Consider the following 18569-nt stretch of genomic DNA (forward strand, 5'->3'; position numbering starts at 1 on the left):
TGTCAGCGTCGAAAATTACCCTATTAAACGTTAAGCAGTGTGATGAGATAACTCATTCATAGTATGAAATATTTTTATCACACGGTATCCTATGATTGACGCCCGAGCCCGACTATGCCTAAATCAGAGACTGATATCTCTAAAACGAGATGATTAGATAGTGATGAATATTCATAAATTAAAACGACGTACTAACGTCCACATGACCAAAATTGTATTGCTAATCAGCTTCTTTATTTTGATTGGCCGCTTAGTTTATGCCTCCTTTGGTGCGATATCCCATCATCAGGAAAAAAAAGAAAATACAACGCCTGCGCCTACTGAAAAATCTCAGCCTTTACAGATGAATACCCCAGAAACGTCGTCAGTGGATAAAAAAGGGGCACAACCCTAGTCTGACGACTACTATCTAAGAGCTCAATTCCCGCCTGCTGCTTAATAATTAATAAAAAAGGAATGATTTTTCCAATGCCCGTCATTGCAAAAAATAGCGTCAAACAACGCGCAGAAGATCGCTTCCGTATCCTCCAGTTACTACTCAATAATAAATCGTTATCTGAAGGGATACTCGGTAAGCTTGAAGACCCCTCGCAGCTCAACAATCCCGAACTTCTCGACCAGACCGCAGAAATAAAATCGCTAGTAAATAAACTCCCTGCGCCAGACTTGGCGGATACACTAGAAGCACTTCCTGCAGAAGAAAGACACGCATTATGGCGTTTGGTTGGAAAAGAAAAACGCGGTAAAACGCTGGTTGAAGCCTCTGAAAGCGTCTGGGACAGCCTGATCGACGAGATGAGTGACAAAGAGTTACTCAAAGCCCTGCAATCACTAGATATTGATGAACAGGTTTATCTCGGACAATACCTCCCACGCAATTTGATGGGACGCCTACTTACGTCCATGGAACCAGAGCAACGCGCACAGGTTCGAGAGGTCATCCGCTATGGTAAGCATACCGTTGGCGCGATTATGGACTTCGAAATCATTGCCGTGCGCCCTGATATTTCTCTCGCTACCGTGCAGCGTTTTTTACGCATGCGCGGAACCATTCCGCTCAATACTGACAAACTGTTTGTCACTGACCGCACTAACCGTCTGCTTGGCGAGCTCTCTCTAACCACGGTCTTGCTGAATAAACCAGAGGCGCTGGTTGGTGATGTCATGGACAAAGACCCTGCAACTTTTGATCCCGAAGATAATGACGAAGATGCAGCGCGTACCTTTGAACGAGATGACCTACTCAGCGCTGCCGTGATTGATGGCAAAGGCAAGCTAATGGGACGCCTAACCATCGAAGACATCGTCGACGTCGTTTATGAAGAGAGTGATACCGATTTACGTCGTATGGGCGGTTTAAGCGCCGAAGAAGATGTTTTCGCTCCCGTAACAAAGGCGGTCAAAACCCGTTGGGCATGGTTGGCCATTAACCTGTGCACGGCGTTCGTGGCTTCACGCGTTATCGGCTTATTTGAGCACACTATTTCGCAGTTGGTGGCGCTTGCGGCGTTGATGCCTATTGTGGCAGGAATCGGCGGTAACACAGGAAACCAAACTATCACCATGATAGTTCGGGCCTTGGCCTTGCAGCACATCCAGGCCGGGAATGTCTCATTCTTATTATTACGCGAACTGGGCGTGGCGCTGATTAACGGCGTGGTCTGGGGCGGCATTATGGGCGTCGTCACTTTTTTGCTTTACCACAATGCCGCTATGGGTGGCGTCATGACGTTGGCAATGGTGCTAAATTTGCTGATGGCCGCGTTAATGGGCGTCATTATCCCGATGACTATGATGCGTTTTGGCCGTGATCCTGCCGTGGGTTCCAGCGTACTTATCACCGCGATCACAGATACCGGCGGTTTTTTTATTTTCCTCGGTTTGGCAACGCTATTTCTGCTTTAACACCTCGCTAACTTTCAAGCTAGCGCACAGATTCTTTCGTTGTCTTGTGCGCTACAGCTAAACACCTCACAAGAGATAAACCAGAATTCATTTGCTATGCTAATTAATGTTGCACATGATGACATTTAGACTAATATTCGTGAAAATGCTAACGCAATAAATATCAGATAAATTAACGTATTGAACGTGTCACGTACACGTCATTAAGGCAGGGGTATGGATGTTAGTTTAGATGTTGGCGATGAAAAAAAGCCCTATTTTATTGTGACGCTTACCGTTTTCGCCGGTCTGATTTATCTGCTTGCCTGCTTCTGCATCACACTCACTCAGCACGACACCAACCTAGCCTCTTTGTGGTTCCCTACGGCGGCAACTATTGCCTTTTTATTCCATCATAAAAAGCATCAATGGCCTTTTATATTGCTCGCCGCTCAGTTAGCCACCATGGCAGCTAATTGGACATTTTTCCCTATCAGCCTCTTCTCGGTTCAACTCGCTTTGATCAATCAAGTTCAGGCGGTGGTATGCACCTTGCTGTTGAGCCGATTCCTAAATCATAAATCGCCAATTAACGGGCTCTATACTTGGCTCAGATTTGTTATTTGCAGCGTTATACTCGCACCGTTATTTAGTGCAACGTTAGCCGCAACCATTGTTTCACTGCATGGACTTGCGCCATTCAACCAAATTTTTGGTGTCTGGTTTATGTCAGAATCGATCAGTGTGATGGCGCTAACACCGGTTGGACTTCTCTATTATCGCGGCTTTTGGCGTAAGAGTCTTAATGAGCGAACGCTGACAGAAAGCATCATGATCATTGCGATTGCGATGGTTTCTTGTTTTTACGCCATGCAGTATCTGCCCTTCCCCTTCACTTTCGCCATCATTCCTATGCTTTGGGCCGCCATTCGCCTGCCGCTGCTACAGGCGTTTACCAGTTTTTTATGTGTCATAGTCCTGCTGGCGATCATGATGGCCTATCACGTGGTAGATATACGTTCAGCCTACCCTTCCGTGAATGATGTGCTGGTTTATACCCCGCTTCTGCTGGTGCTGTTGCCCGTTAACTCGGTTGCGGTACTGATGCACGCATTCCGCCTAGAGCGCGACCACATCGAAGAAAGCGAAACCCGTTTTCGCAACGTGATCGAATTTTCAGCTATCGGTACCGCATTGGTTGGCCTTGATGGCCGCTGGATTCAGGTAAACCCTGCGCTTTGCCAGATGCTGGGCTATCCTGCGCGCACGCTAACCGACATGACATTTCAAGACATCACGCACCGCGACGATTTAGAGTCCGACCTCCATCAACTAAATGCGTTAGTGGAAGGAAAGATTAGCAGCTACAGCATGGAAAAACGCTACTTACACAGTTCGGGTACCAGTATTTGGACCCTGCTCAGCGTTTCCTTAATTCGTGATCCTCAAGGTGAACCGCTGTATTTCGTATCGCAAATAAAAGACATCAGCGAAATAAAGAATAACGAAAGATACAAACAACAGCTTTTAGACAAACTGCATGAAGAAAAAGAGCGTCTGCATATCACGCTGACGTCGATCGGCGACGCGGTGATCAGTACCAATAGCCTGATGCGGGTGACGTTTATGAACCCCGTTGCAGAAAAGATGACCGGTTGGACACAACAGGAAGCGCTCGGTTTACCCATCGACAATATCGTGCATTTGTATGACGGTATTGATGGTGACAGCGTTTACCCGCTGCGTACTGATGAAAGCAGTCATGCCAGACGAGCCGAAGATCGCTTGATCCTAAAAAACTTACAAGGCACGCATTTCGATGTACAAAGCAGAGTTTCCGAGCTCACCACGATCAACGGGAACGTAATGGGCTATGTGCTGGTATTCCAAGATGTCAGCGAATCTCGAGAATTGCTACGCAAGCTCTCTTATAGCGCATTGCATGATCCACTGACCGGGCTACCGAACCGAGTTAGCTTTGAACAGGCTCTGAAACGAGCCCTCCGTCAGGCCGTAGAGGAAGAACGCTCCCACGCGCTGATATTCCTCGATCTAGACCGATTTAAGGCCGTTAACGACAGCGCCGGCCATGCCGCTGGCGATGCCCTATTGCAAAAAATCAGCCAACTTATGCATTCAAATATCCGCACTCAGGATATGTTAGCCCGCCTAGGCGGCGATGAATTTGCTTTCATTCTTATCGATTGCGAAGCAAGCAAAGCTAAAGAAATCATTGCACATATCATTCATCAGATAAATGACTACCTCTTTGTATGGGAAGGAAAACTTCATCGCGTTGGCGCCAGTGCAGGCATGACGCTTATCAACGTAGGCAACGCCCTGGCCGTTGATCTGATGAATCAGGCCGACATAGCGTGTTACACAGCGAAGCACAGCGGACGTGGCAAATTAATGAGCTATGAGCCCAAACACAAGCAGCACTTAAACTATGGTAAAGGGTTACTTAGCGCTGAAGATATTGATGATATTTTGACAGAAAACCGCATCAACATTCAGGCTCAGGGCATTGCGCCGCCCAAAACACCTCAGTCTATCGCGTTTTATAACCTCGATCTCATCCCTCATAACGCCGTAGGGGTGAATATTTTACCTGAGCTATTTCAGGAATCTTGCTTCCAAAATCATCGCCGTGAAGAGGTCGACCGTTGGTTGCTACGTGAAGTGCTAGAAAACCAAGCGCATGCTTTGAAAAACAAAGGTATTAGCATCGCTATTCCTATTGCCACCGGTAGTCTATGCAACTCAGCATTTATCGATCACATGTTTGAGATGATTCAAGCCTCGCCGCTTCCGCCTTCACGATTAATGCTTCGAGTGCCTGAAAGCGCTCTTAACGAAGATTACGCACAAGCGCAGCCTGTGCTTAATAAACTCACAGATCTAGGCTGTCGTTTGATCGTTGAAGACTTTGGCCGCAACCTCAGCGTGATTGAACGTTTGCAGTCAGTCAAAATCGAATATGTCATGATCACGCCAACGCTTATCACCAACGTACATTGCAACCAAATGGACGAAGTGCTGGTTTCGATCATCCATGGAAATGCATGGCGTCACGGCGCGCAGACTATCGCAGGACCCGCCGACATACAGGCTTCCCTGCTGACTCTCGACAGCATCAAAATCGATTTAGCCTTTGGCAATATGATTCAAGAAGTTAAACCGCTTTCATCCGTTCTACAGGACGGATATTTCGGCATTAACTAGAGCGGAATATCGGCACCCTCTCGCTTCAAAAGCCAGGCTTTCCTATCGATGCCGCCCGCGTAGCCGGTTAATTTCCCTGAGGAGCCAATGACTCGATGACACGGGATCACGACCGACCACGGGTTATGTCCGATTGCTTGAGCAACGGCCCGCACGCCTTTAGGATTACCGACTTTCAACGCCACGGCCATGTAGGTACAGGTTTCACCGCAGGGAATTTCGCTTAATGCTTGCCATACAGCCTGCTGGAATGGCGTGCCACGCGCCGCCAACGGGAAGTCAAAGCCATCGCTGTCGCCGGAGAAATAAGCCTGTAGCTGCTGACGTGCACGCTCAAGTACAGGGTGATGATTGAGCTCCCGATGCTGACTAAAATCAGGCAGATATTTTTGCCCATCAAAATAGACGCCGTGCACACTGTTATCATCAAACAAAATAAACATCTGGCCCTGAGGCGTTTTAAACTGACTGTAATTCATCATAATGTCTCCATTGTCCAAGCGTCGTTATGCCAAAGATGCAAATTGGCATAGGCACGCCATGGCCGCCATCGTTCGGCATATTTCACAATTTTACTCGGCGTCATCTGCGGGAAACGCTGTTTAATCAGATAATCGCCCTGTAAGAATGCATCTGGCCAACTCCACGCGCGCATCGCAATATAGGTAGCGGTCCAACTGCCGATCCCTGGAATAGCGGTGATAGCCGCAATACTCCCTTCAATATCCAGAACATCTTCTAGGATAAGACGCCCTTCACTCACCTCCTGCGCCAAACGCACAATGCTGGCGGCGCGTTTAAGTGGTATTCCGATAATTTTGAGCTCTTCCGCTGACAGTACAGCCAACCGATTAGCATCGGGGAATATGGCATTCAAACCCTCTAACGGTGTATCTACAAACTCCCCCCAACGCTCAGCAATCGCCGAGGCAAATTTCGCCGCCATTTTTACGCTAACCACCTGCCCTAAAATAGCCCGTACCGACTGTTCAAACGCATTCATGCATCCCGGCAAACGTAATCCTGGATTGTGCAAGGCGAGCTCACCTAAGCCTTCAGCGATGGCCTGCGGATCAGCATCTAAATCTAACAATTGGCGAACTCGGCGCAGCACTTCTGGCGCATGCGCCGTTAAAGAGCTCGAAATCTGCACCTTGACTCGGCATCGCTGAGCATCGGGGCGCAAAGCAATCCATCCCGAATCCTGCCCCACGCGTAACGTGCGCTGATATTCACCCTCGTCCGTCACGTTATCCACACCGGCCACGCAGCGCGCCTGCAGGAACCCTAGCATCCAGCCCCAATCATAGGGAGGACGATAGCTAACCGAAAGCATGAGTCCTTCTTCTTGCTTCGTCTTATTGGCACGCAAAGAACTGGGCGTCATTCGATACCTCGCACTGAATAACTCATTAAAGCGTCGCAAACTACCAAAGCCCGCGCTGAACGCCACTTCCTCTAACGGCAGATGGCTATCCATCAAAAGCCGTTTGGCCTGCAGTAAGCGATAAGATTGCGCATACTCAATCGGTGAAGCACCAAAATGCTCGGCGAAAACCCGTCGTAGCTGGCGATCCGAAATACCTAAACGCGTCGCCAGTGCCTCACAGCTATTCTGCGTTAAATAGCCCTGCTCGATTAGCTGAACCGCAACCTGTATATAACGATTAGAGAGATCGACAATGGATAAGCCGGGAGCGAGCTCTGGGCGGCACTTTAAGCATGGGCGATAACCATCGCGCTCAGCCGCCGCTGCGCTAGGATAAAAATGACAGTTCTCTGCTTTTGGCGTGCGCGCTCCGCAAACCGTACGACAATATATTTTTGTTGATGACACTCCGACAAAAATACGCCCATCAAATTTGGGATCGCGTGCTTTTAATGCGGCATACCAGATTTCATGATTACCGTTCATATTACCCCCCGCTTATTCTGTACACAGCTTATCCTTAATTATCCGTTCTGACTCGCGGAAATCGGACATTGATATCACCATAAGATCGCCACCACCGCATGCCTAAACAGGAATGACGGGAGGAGTTCATTGATGAAAACGGCACAATAGAGTAAAGTCGCCGCCCTTCATGGCATGGGGAACGCAGGAGAACATATGTTTATTGGATTTGATTACGGTACCGCAAACTGCTCCGTCGCAGTCATGCAAGGTGACCAACCTGAATTACTACCGCTTGAGCAGGACTCTCCGTATCTGCCCTCAATGTTGTGTGCGCCTACGCGTGAAGCAGTAAGCGAATGCTTACATCGCCATTGGCAAGTGCCAACCGGCAGCGATGAAAACCAACAATTATTGCGCCGTGCGATAAATTTTAATCGGGAAGAAGATATTCCCGTCACCGCAGATAGCCTACAGTTTGGCCTAAAGGCGCTCAGCCTGTATGTAGAAGACCCAGAAGAGGTTTACTTCGTCAAATCACCGAAGTCATTCTTGGGTGCCAACGGCTTGAAACCTCAGCAAATCGCAATGTTTGAGGATTTGGTGTGCGCTATGATGTTCCACATCAAACGTCAGGCGGAGAGCACGCTGAATCAATCAATTACCCAAGCGGTTATTGGGCGTCCGGTGAACTTTCAAGGCACCGGCGGCGAAGAGGCTAACGCACAGGCACAAGGTATTCTTGACCGTGCTGCCCATCGCGCAGGTTTTCAGGATGTGACTTTCCAATTTGAGCCCGTTGCTGCTGGGCTTGATTTTGAAGCAACGCTGAACGAAGAGAAAAAAGTGCTGGTCGTTGATATCGGAGGGGGTACAACCGACTGCTCCGTCCTGCTGATGGGCCCGCAGTGGCGCGATCGCACCGATCGTCATGAAAGCCTGCTGGGCCACAGCGGCTGCCGCGTGGGCGGTAACGACTTGGATATCATGCTGGCCTTTAAACAGCTCATGCCGCTGTTGGGCGCGGGTGGCGTCACCGAAAAAGGCACCGCGCTACCTGCCTTACCTTATTGGAATGCGGTCGCCACCAACGACGTTCCCGCACAAAGCGACTTTTACAGCACGGCGAATGGCCGCATGTTACGTGATTTAATCCGTGATGCCGCTGAACCTAGCAAGGTTGAACTTCTGCTGAAAGTTTATCAGCAGCGCCTAAGCTATCGCTTAGTGCGTAGCGCAGAAGAGAGCAAAATTGCGCTTTCTCAGCAAGATAGCATCAGCACAACGCTGGATTTCATTGCCAACGGCCTAGTTCAGCACCTCAACGTTCATGAATTAGCCGAAGCCATCATGCAGCCTCTAGAGCGCATTCAAGAGCAGGTCAGCAGCGCATTAACCGTCAGCAACATCACGCCTGAGGTCATCTATCTAACCGGGGGAAGTGCTCGCTCACCTCTGATTCGTGATGCGCTGGCGCGACAGCTGCCGGGGATCCCAATCGTCGGTGGCAACGACTTTGGTTCGGTAACCGCCGGTTTGGCACGCTGGGCGCAGCGTATTTATCGCTAAATGTAAGTAAATGCCAACTTACCAATGAAATGTGGCACCTATTGAACATCATCTGTAGGTGCCACGTTTTTTGTCTGCTGGGCGGCGGCATCAAGACGTTCCGTCAGCCTGCGAATTGCTTCTGTGAGTGCCTGAATCTCTTTTTCTTTCAGTAGATCGATTTTTTCGTGCAACAACTCGATTTCCAGCTCCGCTTTCACGTTAATCTCAAAATCATTTTCCGCCCTTTTTCTATCCATATCACTTTGCCGCGTTTGGCTCATCATAATGGCTGGTGCCGTATAGGCCGCCTGAAATGAAAGCAGCAAATTCAACAGGATAAATGGATAGGGATCCCACGCATTATGGCCAAACCATGCATTACCAACCATCCAGCATGCTAGCAAAATGCTTTGGATGATGATAAACCGCCACGAACCAATCACGCTGGTAACGCCATCCGCCATCCGCTGACCTAGCGTTAAAGCCGGTACCGAAGTGCCGGCAACATTCGTGGCCTTTTTCTGATTCAGGAACTTTTCTCGACGTAAACGACGCGATTCACGCAGCTTTTGTAGTAATGAGTTATCGTTAATATTCATGGAGTTTCTCTGCAACAAACATCAATAGCTTTCATCGTGGGGCAATTAAACCGATGACAGGATACTCCCACTTTGGCAACGACATTCGAATTCGTCAAACATGCCCAGGCAAAGTCGATAAAAAAAAGCAAATCAGATATCTATTCTCATTTGCGATACATGATTCAACTCACGAATTAAGATTGAAATTTAGTACTTCAGTGAACGATTAAGGCCAAAATCGGTTGTGAATTTGTTAGCTTTTTGGGCATGTTTTTTGCCGGAGCTAAATAAAACGAAAAAATAGCACGAAAAGCAAAAAAGAAAGGCCTCAAGTACGCTTACACATCTTGTCAGATTGTCCCCCTTGGGGCAAAATACGCGCCCTGCAAATGGCCGATGTATAAAATGACATCGGTTATTTTTTTGCATCAGGTAATGAGTTTTATAACTGAGGCCGGCTTAAAACCGGACATGATAATCGCTATTTAGCGGCACATTTAGCCGCGCTACTACTGAGGAAACTTAGATGGGGCAATCATTCGCTTTCGCGCCGGGATTCACTGGCATGCGCTGCAGCAGCAGCGACTACGGGGCTGGAGCTTCTTTCTCCGCTCGCGCTTCTTTTACATCTCCCCTGTCCGAATATTATTCAATTATTAGTAGTCTCTTCACACGAAGTTTTCCTGTGATCTCTCCGCTTTGCGCAACATCGAACCAAAAAGTCGAGAGCATGGGAGGACTGCGTCATGGCGATTAATACCGCACCTCAAAAACGTGTCGAACTCCGTAAAACATTGACGCTTGTACAAGTCGTCATGATGGGGTTGGCCTATCTGCAGCCGATGACCATTTTTGATACCTTTGGTATCGTTAGCGGTCTCACTGATGGCCACGTTGCCACATCTTATGCTATTGCACTGATTGCAGTGTTGTTCACTGCGGTTAGTTACGGAAAGCTGGTTAAGCGCTTCCCGTCAGCTGGCTCAGCCTATACCTACGCGCAGAAGGCGATTAGCCCGCACGTTGGTTTTATGGTGGGTTGGTCTTCTCTACTTGATTATCTGTTTATGCCGATGATCAACATTTTGCTGGCTAAAATTTACCTTGAAGCAATTTTCCCAGGCGTACCGTCTTGGATTTTTGTGGGTGGTTTAGTCACGCTGATGACCCTATTTAACCTACGAGGCATTAACCTCGTTGCAAACTTGAACTCCATCATTGTGGTGATTCAGGTTGCTATCATGATTATCTTCTTGGGTCTGGTTATCCACGGTATTTACGGTGGTGAAGGTGCCGGTACGCTGATCAGCAGCCGTCCATTTATCTCTGAGAATGCGCATGTGGTGCCAATGATAACCGGGGCGACGATACTCTGCTTCTCGTTCTTAGGCTTTGATGGTATCAGTTCATTGTCTGAAGAAACGCCAGATGCAGGGCGCGTTATCCCGAAAGCAATTTTCCTGACAGCGCTGATTGGCGGTGTGATCTTTATCGTGGTGTCGTACTTCTTACAGTTGTACTTCCCAGATATCTCACGCTTCGCTAACCCAGATGCATCACAGCCAGAAATCATGCTGTTTGTAGCAGGCAAGTTCTTCCAGTCCATCATTCTGGTGTTCTCCTGCGTCACGGTACTGGCTTCAGGTATGGCCGCTCACGCCGGTGTTTCTCGCCTGATGTACGTTATGGGCCGTGATGGCGTGTTCCCTGAGCGCCTGTTCGGATACATCCACCCGAAATGGCGTACTCCTGCGTTCAACGTGCTGTTGGTCGGTTGCATTGCCTTGTCAGCGGTATCATTTGATCTGGTGACAGCCACGGCGCTGATTAACTTTGGTGCTCTGGTGGCGTTTACTTTCGTGAACCTGTCAGTTATCTCTCAGTTCTACATTCGTGAAAAACGTAATCGTACGCTGAAAGACAACATCAACTATCTGCTGCTGCCGGTATTAGGCGCTGCAACCGTTGGTGTACTGTGGGTAAACTTGGAAGAGAGCTCTATGACGTTAGGTCTGATTTGGGGCGCTATCGGTCTGGGTTACTTAACCTTCCTGACTCGCCGCTTCCGTCAACCGCCTCCGCAGTATGACGCTGAAATCGCTCAGTAAAAACTCAACCTGATAAACTAAAAAGCCCGTTCACTGAACGGGCTTTTTTATATCTATTAGCCAATCGACAAACGCGCCTAAAGCCGTCTGCACATGCGCGCATTCTCAAGCTGCTGTCCGCCGACCTCAACGTTTTGGCAATAAACAATCTCAAAACCATAACGCGTGAAGAAAGGCTGGGCAGTAAGGCTTACATAAGCATAAATTTCAGGAAGGCTACGCAGCTGCGCTCGTTGCAGTATTTCATCCATCATCGCTCGAGCGATGCCCTGATGCGCAAATGAAGCTGATACGTAGAAATGATCGATTAATCCATCAGGCTGCAAATCGAAATAGCCGGCGATCTCTCCGTCAACTAAGGCTACGGTCGGTTGAATACGCTCAAGTACGTCCAGCCAATAATTAGGATCCGCACTAGCCTCAATCCATGCCGTTCGCTGAGCGAGATTATATTCACCCACGGTGAGTTGAGAAACCGCAGACTCATACACTAGCCGCAAAGCAAGCGCATCAGAATGATCAAACAGGCGAAATTGAATCTGCGGCATAAGACTAGGCCTTGGTAGCCAGCATAACGCTGGAGGCTTTAATCAATGCAATTACGCGACTGCCGGCGCTTAGCGCCATTTCCTCTGCGCTTTCATTGGTAACAACGGAAGTGAGTTCAATCCCCTGATCGGTTTTCACATGCACCGTTGAGTTCACAGCCCCCTTAAGAAAGGCACTCACTTCACCGGCGAATTGATTACGGGCAGAAAATACTAAACCACAATCCTCTGAAGCCAAAATAACCCAAGGCGCCTTGATTAACGCGACAGCGTCTTTGCCTTTGCTTAACCCCATGGCTTGTTTGCTCGCGTGAGTGACGACCGCCACAATTTTCGAGCCGCCGTTTAAGGTCAATTCAACCTCGTCATTGACGGCTCCATCCGCGACAGCTGAAATGACGCCACTCAATTGGTTACGTGCTGAAACAGACATTTTGCTCTCCTTGATTAAACAAACTGTATTGAGGACACAATGATGCAGACTCTAAACAACTCACGTAACATCAAGGAGATAATTCAGGTTAGTAAGACGAACTCACATTGATGTTGCTTGAAATTCACGAATCTAGACCGACCCTTAATACTAACAGAAGTTAATCGCAGCAACAGAGACCAACCCGATCTATTCAGCCAGCCACTTCAGCACCAAAGAAGACTTCGTCTGCGCGACGTGAACGTTCATAACCAGAGTAATAATATTCCTGCAAACCACGATCTTCGCTGCCGTGGAAAAAATCAGCAATGGCATCACGTTCTAGTCCGTAATCGCGCGCCAACTCCCCCGCTCGGCAGGCAGCCATATAACGATTTTCAACCCGTTTGCCAAAGCTGTGTGCAAATCCACAAACGAAACCACGCCGATAGTCGAAGCAGTGCTGGCTCATCTCATTGGCCGATTTAGGTTCATAAGCCCTTACGCCGTCCATCACACCTTCGCCAAAATGATTTTTCACATCATCCTCCACGACTCATTCACCATGAGAGATAACCTCAATAAATTGCTATCGTTGAGCAAATAGCAATCGTTATATAAAACATTATACAACGATTATATCAATGAAAGGTATACCCTTCGCGAGGTAGGCTAAAGACAAGTCTGAGAATCGAATGAGGGTCAATTCAAGTGTATGACGATCATCGTTCAACCGAGTATAATCACGCGCTTGATTCGAGAACCGCATCATAACGCTATTCTGTAATCACGAAATTCTGTTATTACTCAATTTTGTCACGACTACATAGGGGAAGAAAATGGCTGATGAGTTTGACAACGCCAGTGCACTGGAAGAATTAGAGCGTGACCTCGCTCTTGCTAACCGCCAAAAGACGCAGATGCCATTTACCGGTATGTGTTATAACTGCCACGAAAAAATTGAAAGTGGCAACTTTTGCGACAAAGACTGCTGTGAAGATTGGCAGAAAGCGCAATGGGCTAAATCACAGCGCCAACGTTAATTTTTGATTTTAATATCAATAATATAACGTCACAGTTTTAGTAAACTAACGGGAAGGTCAGAGATGTCATCAACGCCAGCCGAAGTGTGTTATCACGTCAATAAACCGATCACTGTGGCACAGTTTTCACAATTGTTGTCTGAAACAACGCTAGGCCCTCGACGCCCGCTAGATAACCCTGAATGTTTGGCTGGAATGTTAGAACATGCAGATATCTTAGTCACTGCATGGGCTGGTGAGCGCCTGATTGGCATCGCTCGTTCGGTGACAGATTTCAACTACTGCTGCTATTTATCCGATCTGGCGGTATCAGAGTCGGTGCAAAAAAGCGGCGTAGGTAAGGCATTAATACAGATGACGTGTCGCCAGCTGAAACCCAACTGCAAAGTTATTCTGCTGGCAGCACCGCTCGCACAGGAATATTACCCACGTTTGGGCTTTGATCAACACCCAAGCGCGTGGACCTGCACCGCCGAGAGTCTTATCTAATTTCCCACTAAACCCTATTTCAATCACAAATTCATCATAAACATCTGTTCTATGAATGGTTTGTGATTGAAAACTGATCGTGCTCAATACTCGGTTTTTCCTGATTGTTAATCTATTATTTCGGATATTAAATTGATTGACGCTTATGGAAAAGCATGATGCTTGAGCAATACCTAAATATTTTTTTTCGCGCTGTCTTTGTCGAAAACATGGCCCTAAATTTCTTCTTAGGCATGTGTACGTTTTTGGCTGTCTCAAAAAAAATCGAAACGGCATTTGGGCTTGGGCTCACCGTTACCGTATTATTAGCCGTTGCTACACCGTTAAATAATCTCATCTATAACTATCTACTCAAAGACGGCGCTTTAATTGAAGGCCTTGATTTAAGCTTCCTCGACTTTATTACCTTTATCGGCGTTCTTGCCGCACTGGTGCAAATATTAGAAATGATATTGGATCGCTTCTTACCTGCACTACACCATTCGCTGGGTGTGTTTCTACCGCTTTTAACCATTCACTGCGCAATATTTGGTGCAACCATATTTATGGTTCAGCGCGAATATAACTTCACCGAGTCATTTGTATATGGCACGGGATGTGGGCTTGGCTGGCTACTTGCGATTGTCGCGATGGCGGGTCTGCGGGAAAAAATGAAGTACTCAAATATACCCGAAGGAATGCGTGGATTAGGTGCAGTATTTTGCACGGCAGGTTTAATGTCACTTGGGTTTATGTCATTTGCCGGCATCAATCTTTAAACAGCCTAGAAACTCAATTAGCCATAAGTGCGAAATGATGCATCCATTGTCTATAAATGCATCATTTGTATGATTTATCCAACGTAACGTGAACAGCGTCACAATGAAACACCGTTTTGAAGTATAAAAAGGATCCATACCGATTCATATTTCAAGGCAAATCTCATGACTACGACTGTAAAAAATTATATCTCAGACAATAAATCAACTATCGATACGCTTGTTTTACGCTTTTGCTGGGGCGTAGCCGCGCTCGGTGTTATCGCCTGCGTTTTGCTAACTAAAATGTATTGGTAAATGAATTCCTAGATTTACTCTTAGCCAAAAAAATCCCCAACTGAGATAACGCCGTTCGTTTAAGAGATCGAGATACACGGGGCTAGCGCACCGCGGGGCGCTCCGGCAGCTAAAGCTGCTACGACCCCATCGGTGTACTTCCCCTAAAATCACGCTTAAGTGAATGGTGTTACCAACTGAGGGGATTTTTTTAGCTGCGTTAAGCTAACAATATTTTCTGTAACTCGTTTAACGAGCTCACTTGATAGCTTGGCGAAATACCGTCTGGCAAAGCCGCTCCAGTTGTATTTAGCCAGCAGGTATCGATACCTGCATTGATACCGCCCAAGATATCTGAGTGAGGGTTATCACCCACCATTAAAATGCGCTCTTTGGGCGGATGATTCATCTGTGAGAACGCATATTCAAAGATCCCAACGTCTGGTTTAGCAATCCCAACTTGCTCAGAGATCACCAACGTAGAAAATGCATCCTTCATCCCTGTTCGTTCCAAACGCACCGTTTGCAGCTGAGTAAAACCATTGGTAATAATGCCCATATTGGCCTTACCGCTCAGCGCATTCACTAACTCTCTGGCGCCAGGTAGCACATCGCATATATCAGCCATCGCCTGCAGAAAGGCGTTATTGATTTGGCAAGCGGTCACGCCTAAGCGTTGAGCCCAAAGCTCGAAACGCGTGATCTGTAGCTGTTGTGCGTTGATACGGCCATCTTGATAATCCACCCACAGTGGCTGGTTAACCGCCTGATACTCTGCGTAATCCTGATCGGTAAAATCAACGTTAAAACGAGAGAACATCAGCTTTAAACCTTGAAAAGCATCAAAACGGAATAACGTCTCATCAGCATCAAAAAGAACCCAACTGTACTTCATGGCACTCGCCTCTCTCGTCATTTTTCTTTTCGCTCACTAAGCACTGAAATTATCAGACTTAAAAATTCGGGGCTTAGAATAGCGCAAACCCCGAACATTCGCTTAAGAAATGGTTCGGGGTTTAGTATTTAATTAAAATAATTTATGAGCTAATTAGGCGTAGAGAGAAGTGTCTCCAACAGGCCGTGTTTTAAATCGGCGATGCAGCCATAAATATTGTTCTGGCGCGCGCAAAATTTCTTTCTCAATCACGCTATTAATAAATTCAGCGGCTGCCTGTTCATTATCGTAAGGATAATCTTTCAGGCCGGGCTGAATAATAAGGTGATAGCCGCTGCCGTCTGGCTTACGGATCAACACCGTTGTCAGTAGAACAGGCTTAGCCAGTTTAGCGATAGTAAAGGTGCCGTTTGTGGTAGCCGCTTTTTTAACTGCAAAGAATGGAGCAAACGAACTTCCCTTCGGCCCAAAATCTTGGTCTGGGGCAAACCACACAGCCTCACCGGCTTTAAGCGCATGCACCATACCACGCAGATTACGACGATCAATCATCGCTTTATTCGAACGAGAACGTCCACGGGTTTGAACATACTCCATCACTTTATTGTTGTGTTTGCGATACATTGCCATCATAGGGCGACAAAGCCCCATTACGCGTCCGCCCAACTCAAGCGACATAAAGTGTACGCCAATCACCATCACGCCACGGTTTTCCGCTAAGGCTGCATTAAGGTTCTCAATTCCGCTCACATCAAACCACTTCTTGATGCGCGCATCAGACCAAAACCACGCCATTCCGGTTTCTAGCAGCCCGATGCCTAAAGACGTAAAATTATCCGTCACGCGAGCGTCTAGCTCTTCAGGTAACAGTTCAGGGAAGCACAGTTCGAGATTACGTCGTGCAATCGTAACACGGCGTTTTAGGAAACGTTTGGAGATACGCCCCATCGCTCCGCCAAGACGGCGAATGATAGGGTAAGGTAGTTGAACTAATAAATATAACAAACCTAGCCCAAACCACAGCGGCCAATGGCGCGGGTGCAGCAAGCTTGTTGAAAAACCAGAGTGTTTCACAATAGACCTTCTTTCTTTATACATAGCAGTTTGCGTATCGCATAAAGAATAATTTATCTATAGCGGTACATATAGTGTTTGACTCACTGCATTTGATTAAGTTGCAGCAAAAATAAAACTTAATAAATTTTATTTTATTCGCACAGCAGATTTATCTTATCTGTCTTAATTTTCAGAATGATACTAGATTTACAAATATTAACGTTGAGAATACACAACCAGACAAAATAAAACGGGTCCTGAATAAACAGGACCCGTTTTAATTAAATGATTACCGGTTTAGCAACTTAGGGTTACCCAAATTTGCAAACTCTGGTGGTCACTTAAAAGCAATATTACAGAGCTACAACGTTAGCTGCTGAAGGACCTTTCTGGCCATTTTCAACAGTGAACTCAACACGCTGGCCTTCGTCCAGAGTTTTGAATGCGGTGCTCTGGATTGCAGAGAAGTGAACGAAGATGTCTTTGCTGCCGTTGTCTGGAGTGATGAAGCCGAAACCTTTACCAGCGTCAAACCATTTTACTAAGCCAGTCATTTTATCAGACATGATATTTCCTAATATATTTAAAGTAGAGTCGCCGCTCTCGGGCGAAAAAGGTCTGTTCTATCAGAGGACGTACGGGAGCACTAAAGAAGGAAATTCATGAGCGAAGTGATACACATCGCTAAACAAAGAACTGCTTTACTAAAATGTCTTTCATACTGGTTCTGCATTACAAACCGAGAGCATTAACGCATGTTTGGTAGTTTTACGCAAGCACTATCACAAGAATTTTCTCAAAAGAAAAAAAAGACAATAAAATCAACGAAACAAAACCACATTTTTCCTTGAAAAATAATCATACCCATAGAAATAATTTCTGGCGTGAGTATGTATCGAAAAAATAATTCGACCTGTACGCAAGATCGTTAACAATCACAATTAGCGGTTTATGATAAGCAAATATGCACGCGGGGATCTTCAACGTGCATTCATGGAGAACTTATTTTAAGAGTACAAATGACTTTAATAATACGATTCAATCATCGCTATATTTTCTTGGTTAAGCATTTTCTTATCCGAACGCATTATGCCCAGAGATATATCAAACAAACACAGCATAAATGGAAGTTCGTAAAGTTCCTCAAGTAAATCCTGGTAATGGCTATCTCTAAGAAATAGAGGTGCTAATAATCTATGATGCTCAATCGTATCTGAAATAAGAAAACACACTACCATCAACAATACAGTCCATAATGGAATACTTTGATGTTTTATTCTTTCGGCAATTTCTTTTCGTAATGCAGGTAATAATAGCATCAGCAATAAAGTGCCAATTAAAATGACGGAAATTATTCTAAAATAAATTTTAGGTGTCTCTGGGAAAAAATCCCTACCCCAGCTAATGCCTCGGCCAAACAGCACTACCCACCACACCGTAGCCCAGCACCAGAAGGCTTTTTGCCGTGGAGCAAGCGTTAAAGGTTTCATATAAAACCATGTAAAGAACGCTCCAAAAAGTAACCACGCTGATTGCACATCTTCAATAACCTGCACCACCACACCATGAGCTAGGGGAAGTTTAAACACAGCAAGGAAAGGAAATGTAACAGCAATGATAGCGAGAACTGCCGTAGCAGGTGAAAGTGTTTTATTTATATTCATAGGAATATTCATAGCATTTTAAGATCTATTTATTCTGCAGTCCTATCAATTTAACAATGCTTTGTCAGTGACATTTTTCAATTTGTGCTTAGGTGTAAATATTAACCTATAAACATTACCATTATTTATCGCAATATGAATTCAGCACAAATTGCTCATCTAAAATACATCGAATAAACAATTAG

At 46.4% G+C, this 18569-nt stretch carries 18 protein-coding genes; 8 read left to right on the forward strand and 10 right to left on the reverse strand.

Going from position 1 to position 18569, the window contains the following annotated elements; genetic code table 11:
- The first annotated feature begins 163 nt into the window (after positions 1-163).
- From AB3Y96_RS17075 to AB3Y96_RS17085, 3 genes are all read left to right on the forward strand, one after another.
- Entirely contained in the window at positions 164-394 is a 231-nt protein-coding gene (locus AB3Y96_RS17075; RefSeq protein ID WP_072308342.1) for a YfgG family protein, read from the forward strand.
- 74 nt (positions 395-468) lie between these two features.
- Entirely contained in the window at positions 469-1905 is a 1437-nt protein-coding gene (gene mgtE, locus AB3Y96_RS17080; protein ID WP_072308341.1) for a magnesium transporter, read from the forward strand.
- A gap of 216 nt (positions 1906-2121) precedes the next feature.
- Entirely contained in the window at positions 2122-5109 is a 2988-nt protein-coding gene (locus AB3Y96_RS17085) for a PAS domain S-box protein (protein WP_367299786.1), read from the forward strand.
- Here the strand turns inward: AB3Y96_RS17085 and AB3Y96_RS17090 are convergent.
- Together AB3Y96_RS17090 and alkA are read right to left on the reverse strand one after the other, a co-directional pair.
- The gene (locus AB3Y96_RS17090; protein WP_367299787.1) at positions 5106-5591 is read right to left on the reverse strand and encodes a methylated-DNA--[protein]-cysteine S-methyltransferase; all 486 of its coding nucleotides are present in this window, start codon (positions 5589-5591) and stop codon (positions 5106-5108) included. The two genes, AB3Y96_RS17085 and AB3Y96_RS17090, sit on opposite strands and share 4 nt — an antisense overlap.
- Entirely contained in the window at positions 5588-7024 is a 1437-nt protein-coding gene (gene alkA, locus AB3Y96_RS17095) for a DNA-3-methyladenine glycosylase 2 (protein WP_367299788.1), read from the reverse strand. The genes AB3Y96_RS17090 and alkA overlap by 4 nt, the downstream gene beginning before the upstream one ends.
- Positions 7025-7219: 195 nt before the next feature.
- Here alkA and yegD point away from each other — a divergent pair, with 195 nt between their 5' ends.
- Entirely contained in the window at positions 7220-8572 is a 1353-nt protein-coding gene (gene yegD, locus AB3Y96_RS17100; RefSeq protein WP_367299789.1) for a molecular chaperone, read from the forward strand.
- 38 nt (positions 8573-8610) lie between these two features.
- Here the strand turns inward: yegD and AB3Y96_RS17105 are convergent, their stop codons facing one another.
- Positions 8611-9153 carry a DUF1003 domain-containing protein gene (locus tag AB3Y96_RS17105; protein WP_367299790.1) on the reverse strand — a complete coding sequence of 181 codons (543 nt, stop codon included), beginning with the start codon at positions 9151-9153 and terminating at the stop codon, positions 8611-8613.
- A 728-nt stretch (positions 9154-9881) separates the two neighbouring features.
- Here AB3Y96_RS17105 and AB3Y96_RS17110 point away from each other — a divergent pair.
- A complete protein-coding gene (locus AB3Y96_RS17110; RefSeq protein WP_367299791.1) occupies positions 9882-11243 on the forward strand; it encodes an APC family permease in 1362 nt (453 codons plus the stop codon).
- A gap of 77 nt (positions 11244-11320) precedes the next feature.
- Here the strand turns inward: AB3Y96_RS17110 and AB3Y96_RS17115 are convergent, their stop codons facing one another.
- The 3 genes from AB3Y96_RS17115 to AB3Y96_RS17125 all read right to left on the reverse strand — a co-directional run bounded on the left by AB3Y96_RS17115 (position 11321) and on the right by AB3Y96_RS17125 (position 12744).
- Complete coding sequence (locus AB3Y96_RS17115) at positions 11321-11791, reverse strand: GNAT family N-acetyltransferase (RefSeq protein WP_072308335.1); 471 nt, start codon at positions 11789-11791, stop codon at positions 11321-11323.
- 4 nt (positions 11792-11795) lie between these two features.
- Positions 11796-12224, reverse strand: a complete 429-nt coding sequence (locus tag AB3Y96_RS17120) for a molybdopterin-binding protein (RefSeq protein ID WP_367299792.1) — start codon at positions 12222-12224, stop codon at positions 11796-11798.
- Between the two features lie 193 nt (positions 12225-12417).
- A complete protein-coding gene (locus tag AB3Y96_RS17125; protein ID WP_072308333.1) occupies positions 12418-12744 on the reverse strand; it encodes a DUF2623 family protein in 327 nt (108 codons plus the stop codon).
- Positions 12745-13042: 298 nt separating this feature from the next.
- Between AB3Y96_RS17125 and AB3Y96_RS17130 the strand changes: the two genes are divergently transcribed.
- The 3 genes from AB3Y96_RS17130 (at position 13043) to nqrE (ending at position 14493) form a co-directional block, all read left to right on the forward strand.
- On the forward strand, positions 13043-13246 hold the full coding sequence (locus AB3Y96_RS17130) for a hypothetical protein (protein ID WP_004095514.1): 204 nt from the start codon (positions 13043-13045) through the stop codon (positions 13244-13246).
- Positions 13247-13309: 63 nt separating this feature from the next.
- Positions 13310-13735: a GNAT family N-acetyltransferase gene (locus AB3Y96_RS17135; RefSeq protein ID WP_072308332.1), complete on the forward strand. Its 426-nt coding sequence runs from the start codon at positions 13310-13312 to the stop codon at positions 13733-13735.
- A 158-nt stretch (positions 13736-13893) separates the two neighbouring features.
- Positions 13894-14493 carry an NADH:ubiquinone reductase (Na(+)-transporting) subunit E gene (gene nqrE, locus AB3Y96_RS17140; protein WP_025800077.1) on the forward strand — a complete coding sequence of 200 codons (600 nt, stop codon included), beginning with the start codon at positions 13894-13896 and terminating at the stop codon, positions 14491-14493.
- Between the two features lie 496 nt (positions 14494-14989).
- On the opposite strand, the gene yjjG is transcribed toward nqrE, so the two are convergent.
- From yjjG to AB3Y96_RS17160, 4 genes are all read right to left on the reverse strand, one after another.
- Positions 14990-15664 carry a pyrimidine 5'-nucleotidase gene (gene yjjG / locus AB3Y96_RS17145; protein ID WP_072308330.1) on the reverse strand — a complete coding sequence of 225 codons (675 nt, stop codon included), beginning with the start codon at positions 15662-15664 and terminating at the stop codon, positions 14990-14992.
- Positions 15665-15817: 153 nt separating this feature from the next.
- Positions 15818-16762 (reverse strand): kdo(2)-lipid IV(A) palmitoleoyltransferase, encoded by a 945-nt coding sequence (gene lpxP / locus AB3Y96_RS17150; RefSeq protein ID WP_072308329.1) that lies wholly within the window; start codon positions 16760-16762, stop codon positions 15818-15820.
- A 311-nt stretch (positions 16763-17073) separates the two neighbouring features.
- The gene (cspA, locus tag AB3Y96_RS17155; protein ID WP_004095506.1) at positions 17074-17286 is read right to left on the reverse strand and encodes an RNA chaperone/antiterminator CspA; all 213 of its coding nucleotides are present in this window, start codon (positions 17284-17286) and stop codon (positions 17074-17076) included.
- A 459-nt stretch (positions 17287-17745) separates the two neighbouring features.
- Positions 17746-18384 (reverse strand): hypothetical protein, encoded by a 639-nt coding sequence (locus AB3Y96_RS17160; protein WP_367299793.1) that lies wholly within the window; start codon positions 18382-18384, stop codon positions 17746-17748.
- Positions 18385-18569 lie beyond the last annotated feature (185 nt).

It is taken from the genome of Hafnia alvei (genome assembly GCF_964063325.1).
GTDB classification, from domain to species: Bacteria; Pseudomonadota; Gammaproteobacteria; order Enterobacterales; family Enterobacteriaceae; genus Hafnia; species Hafnia alvei_B.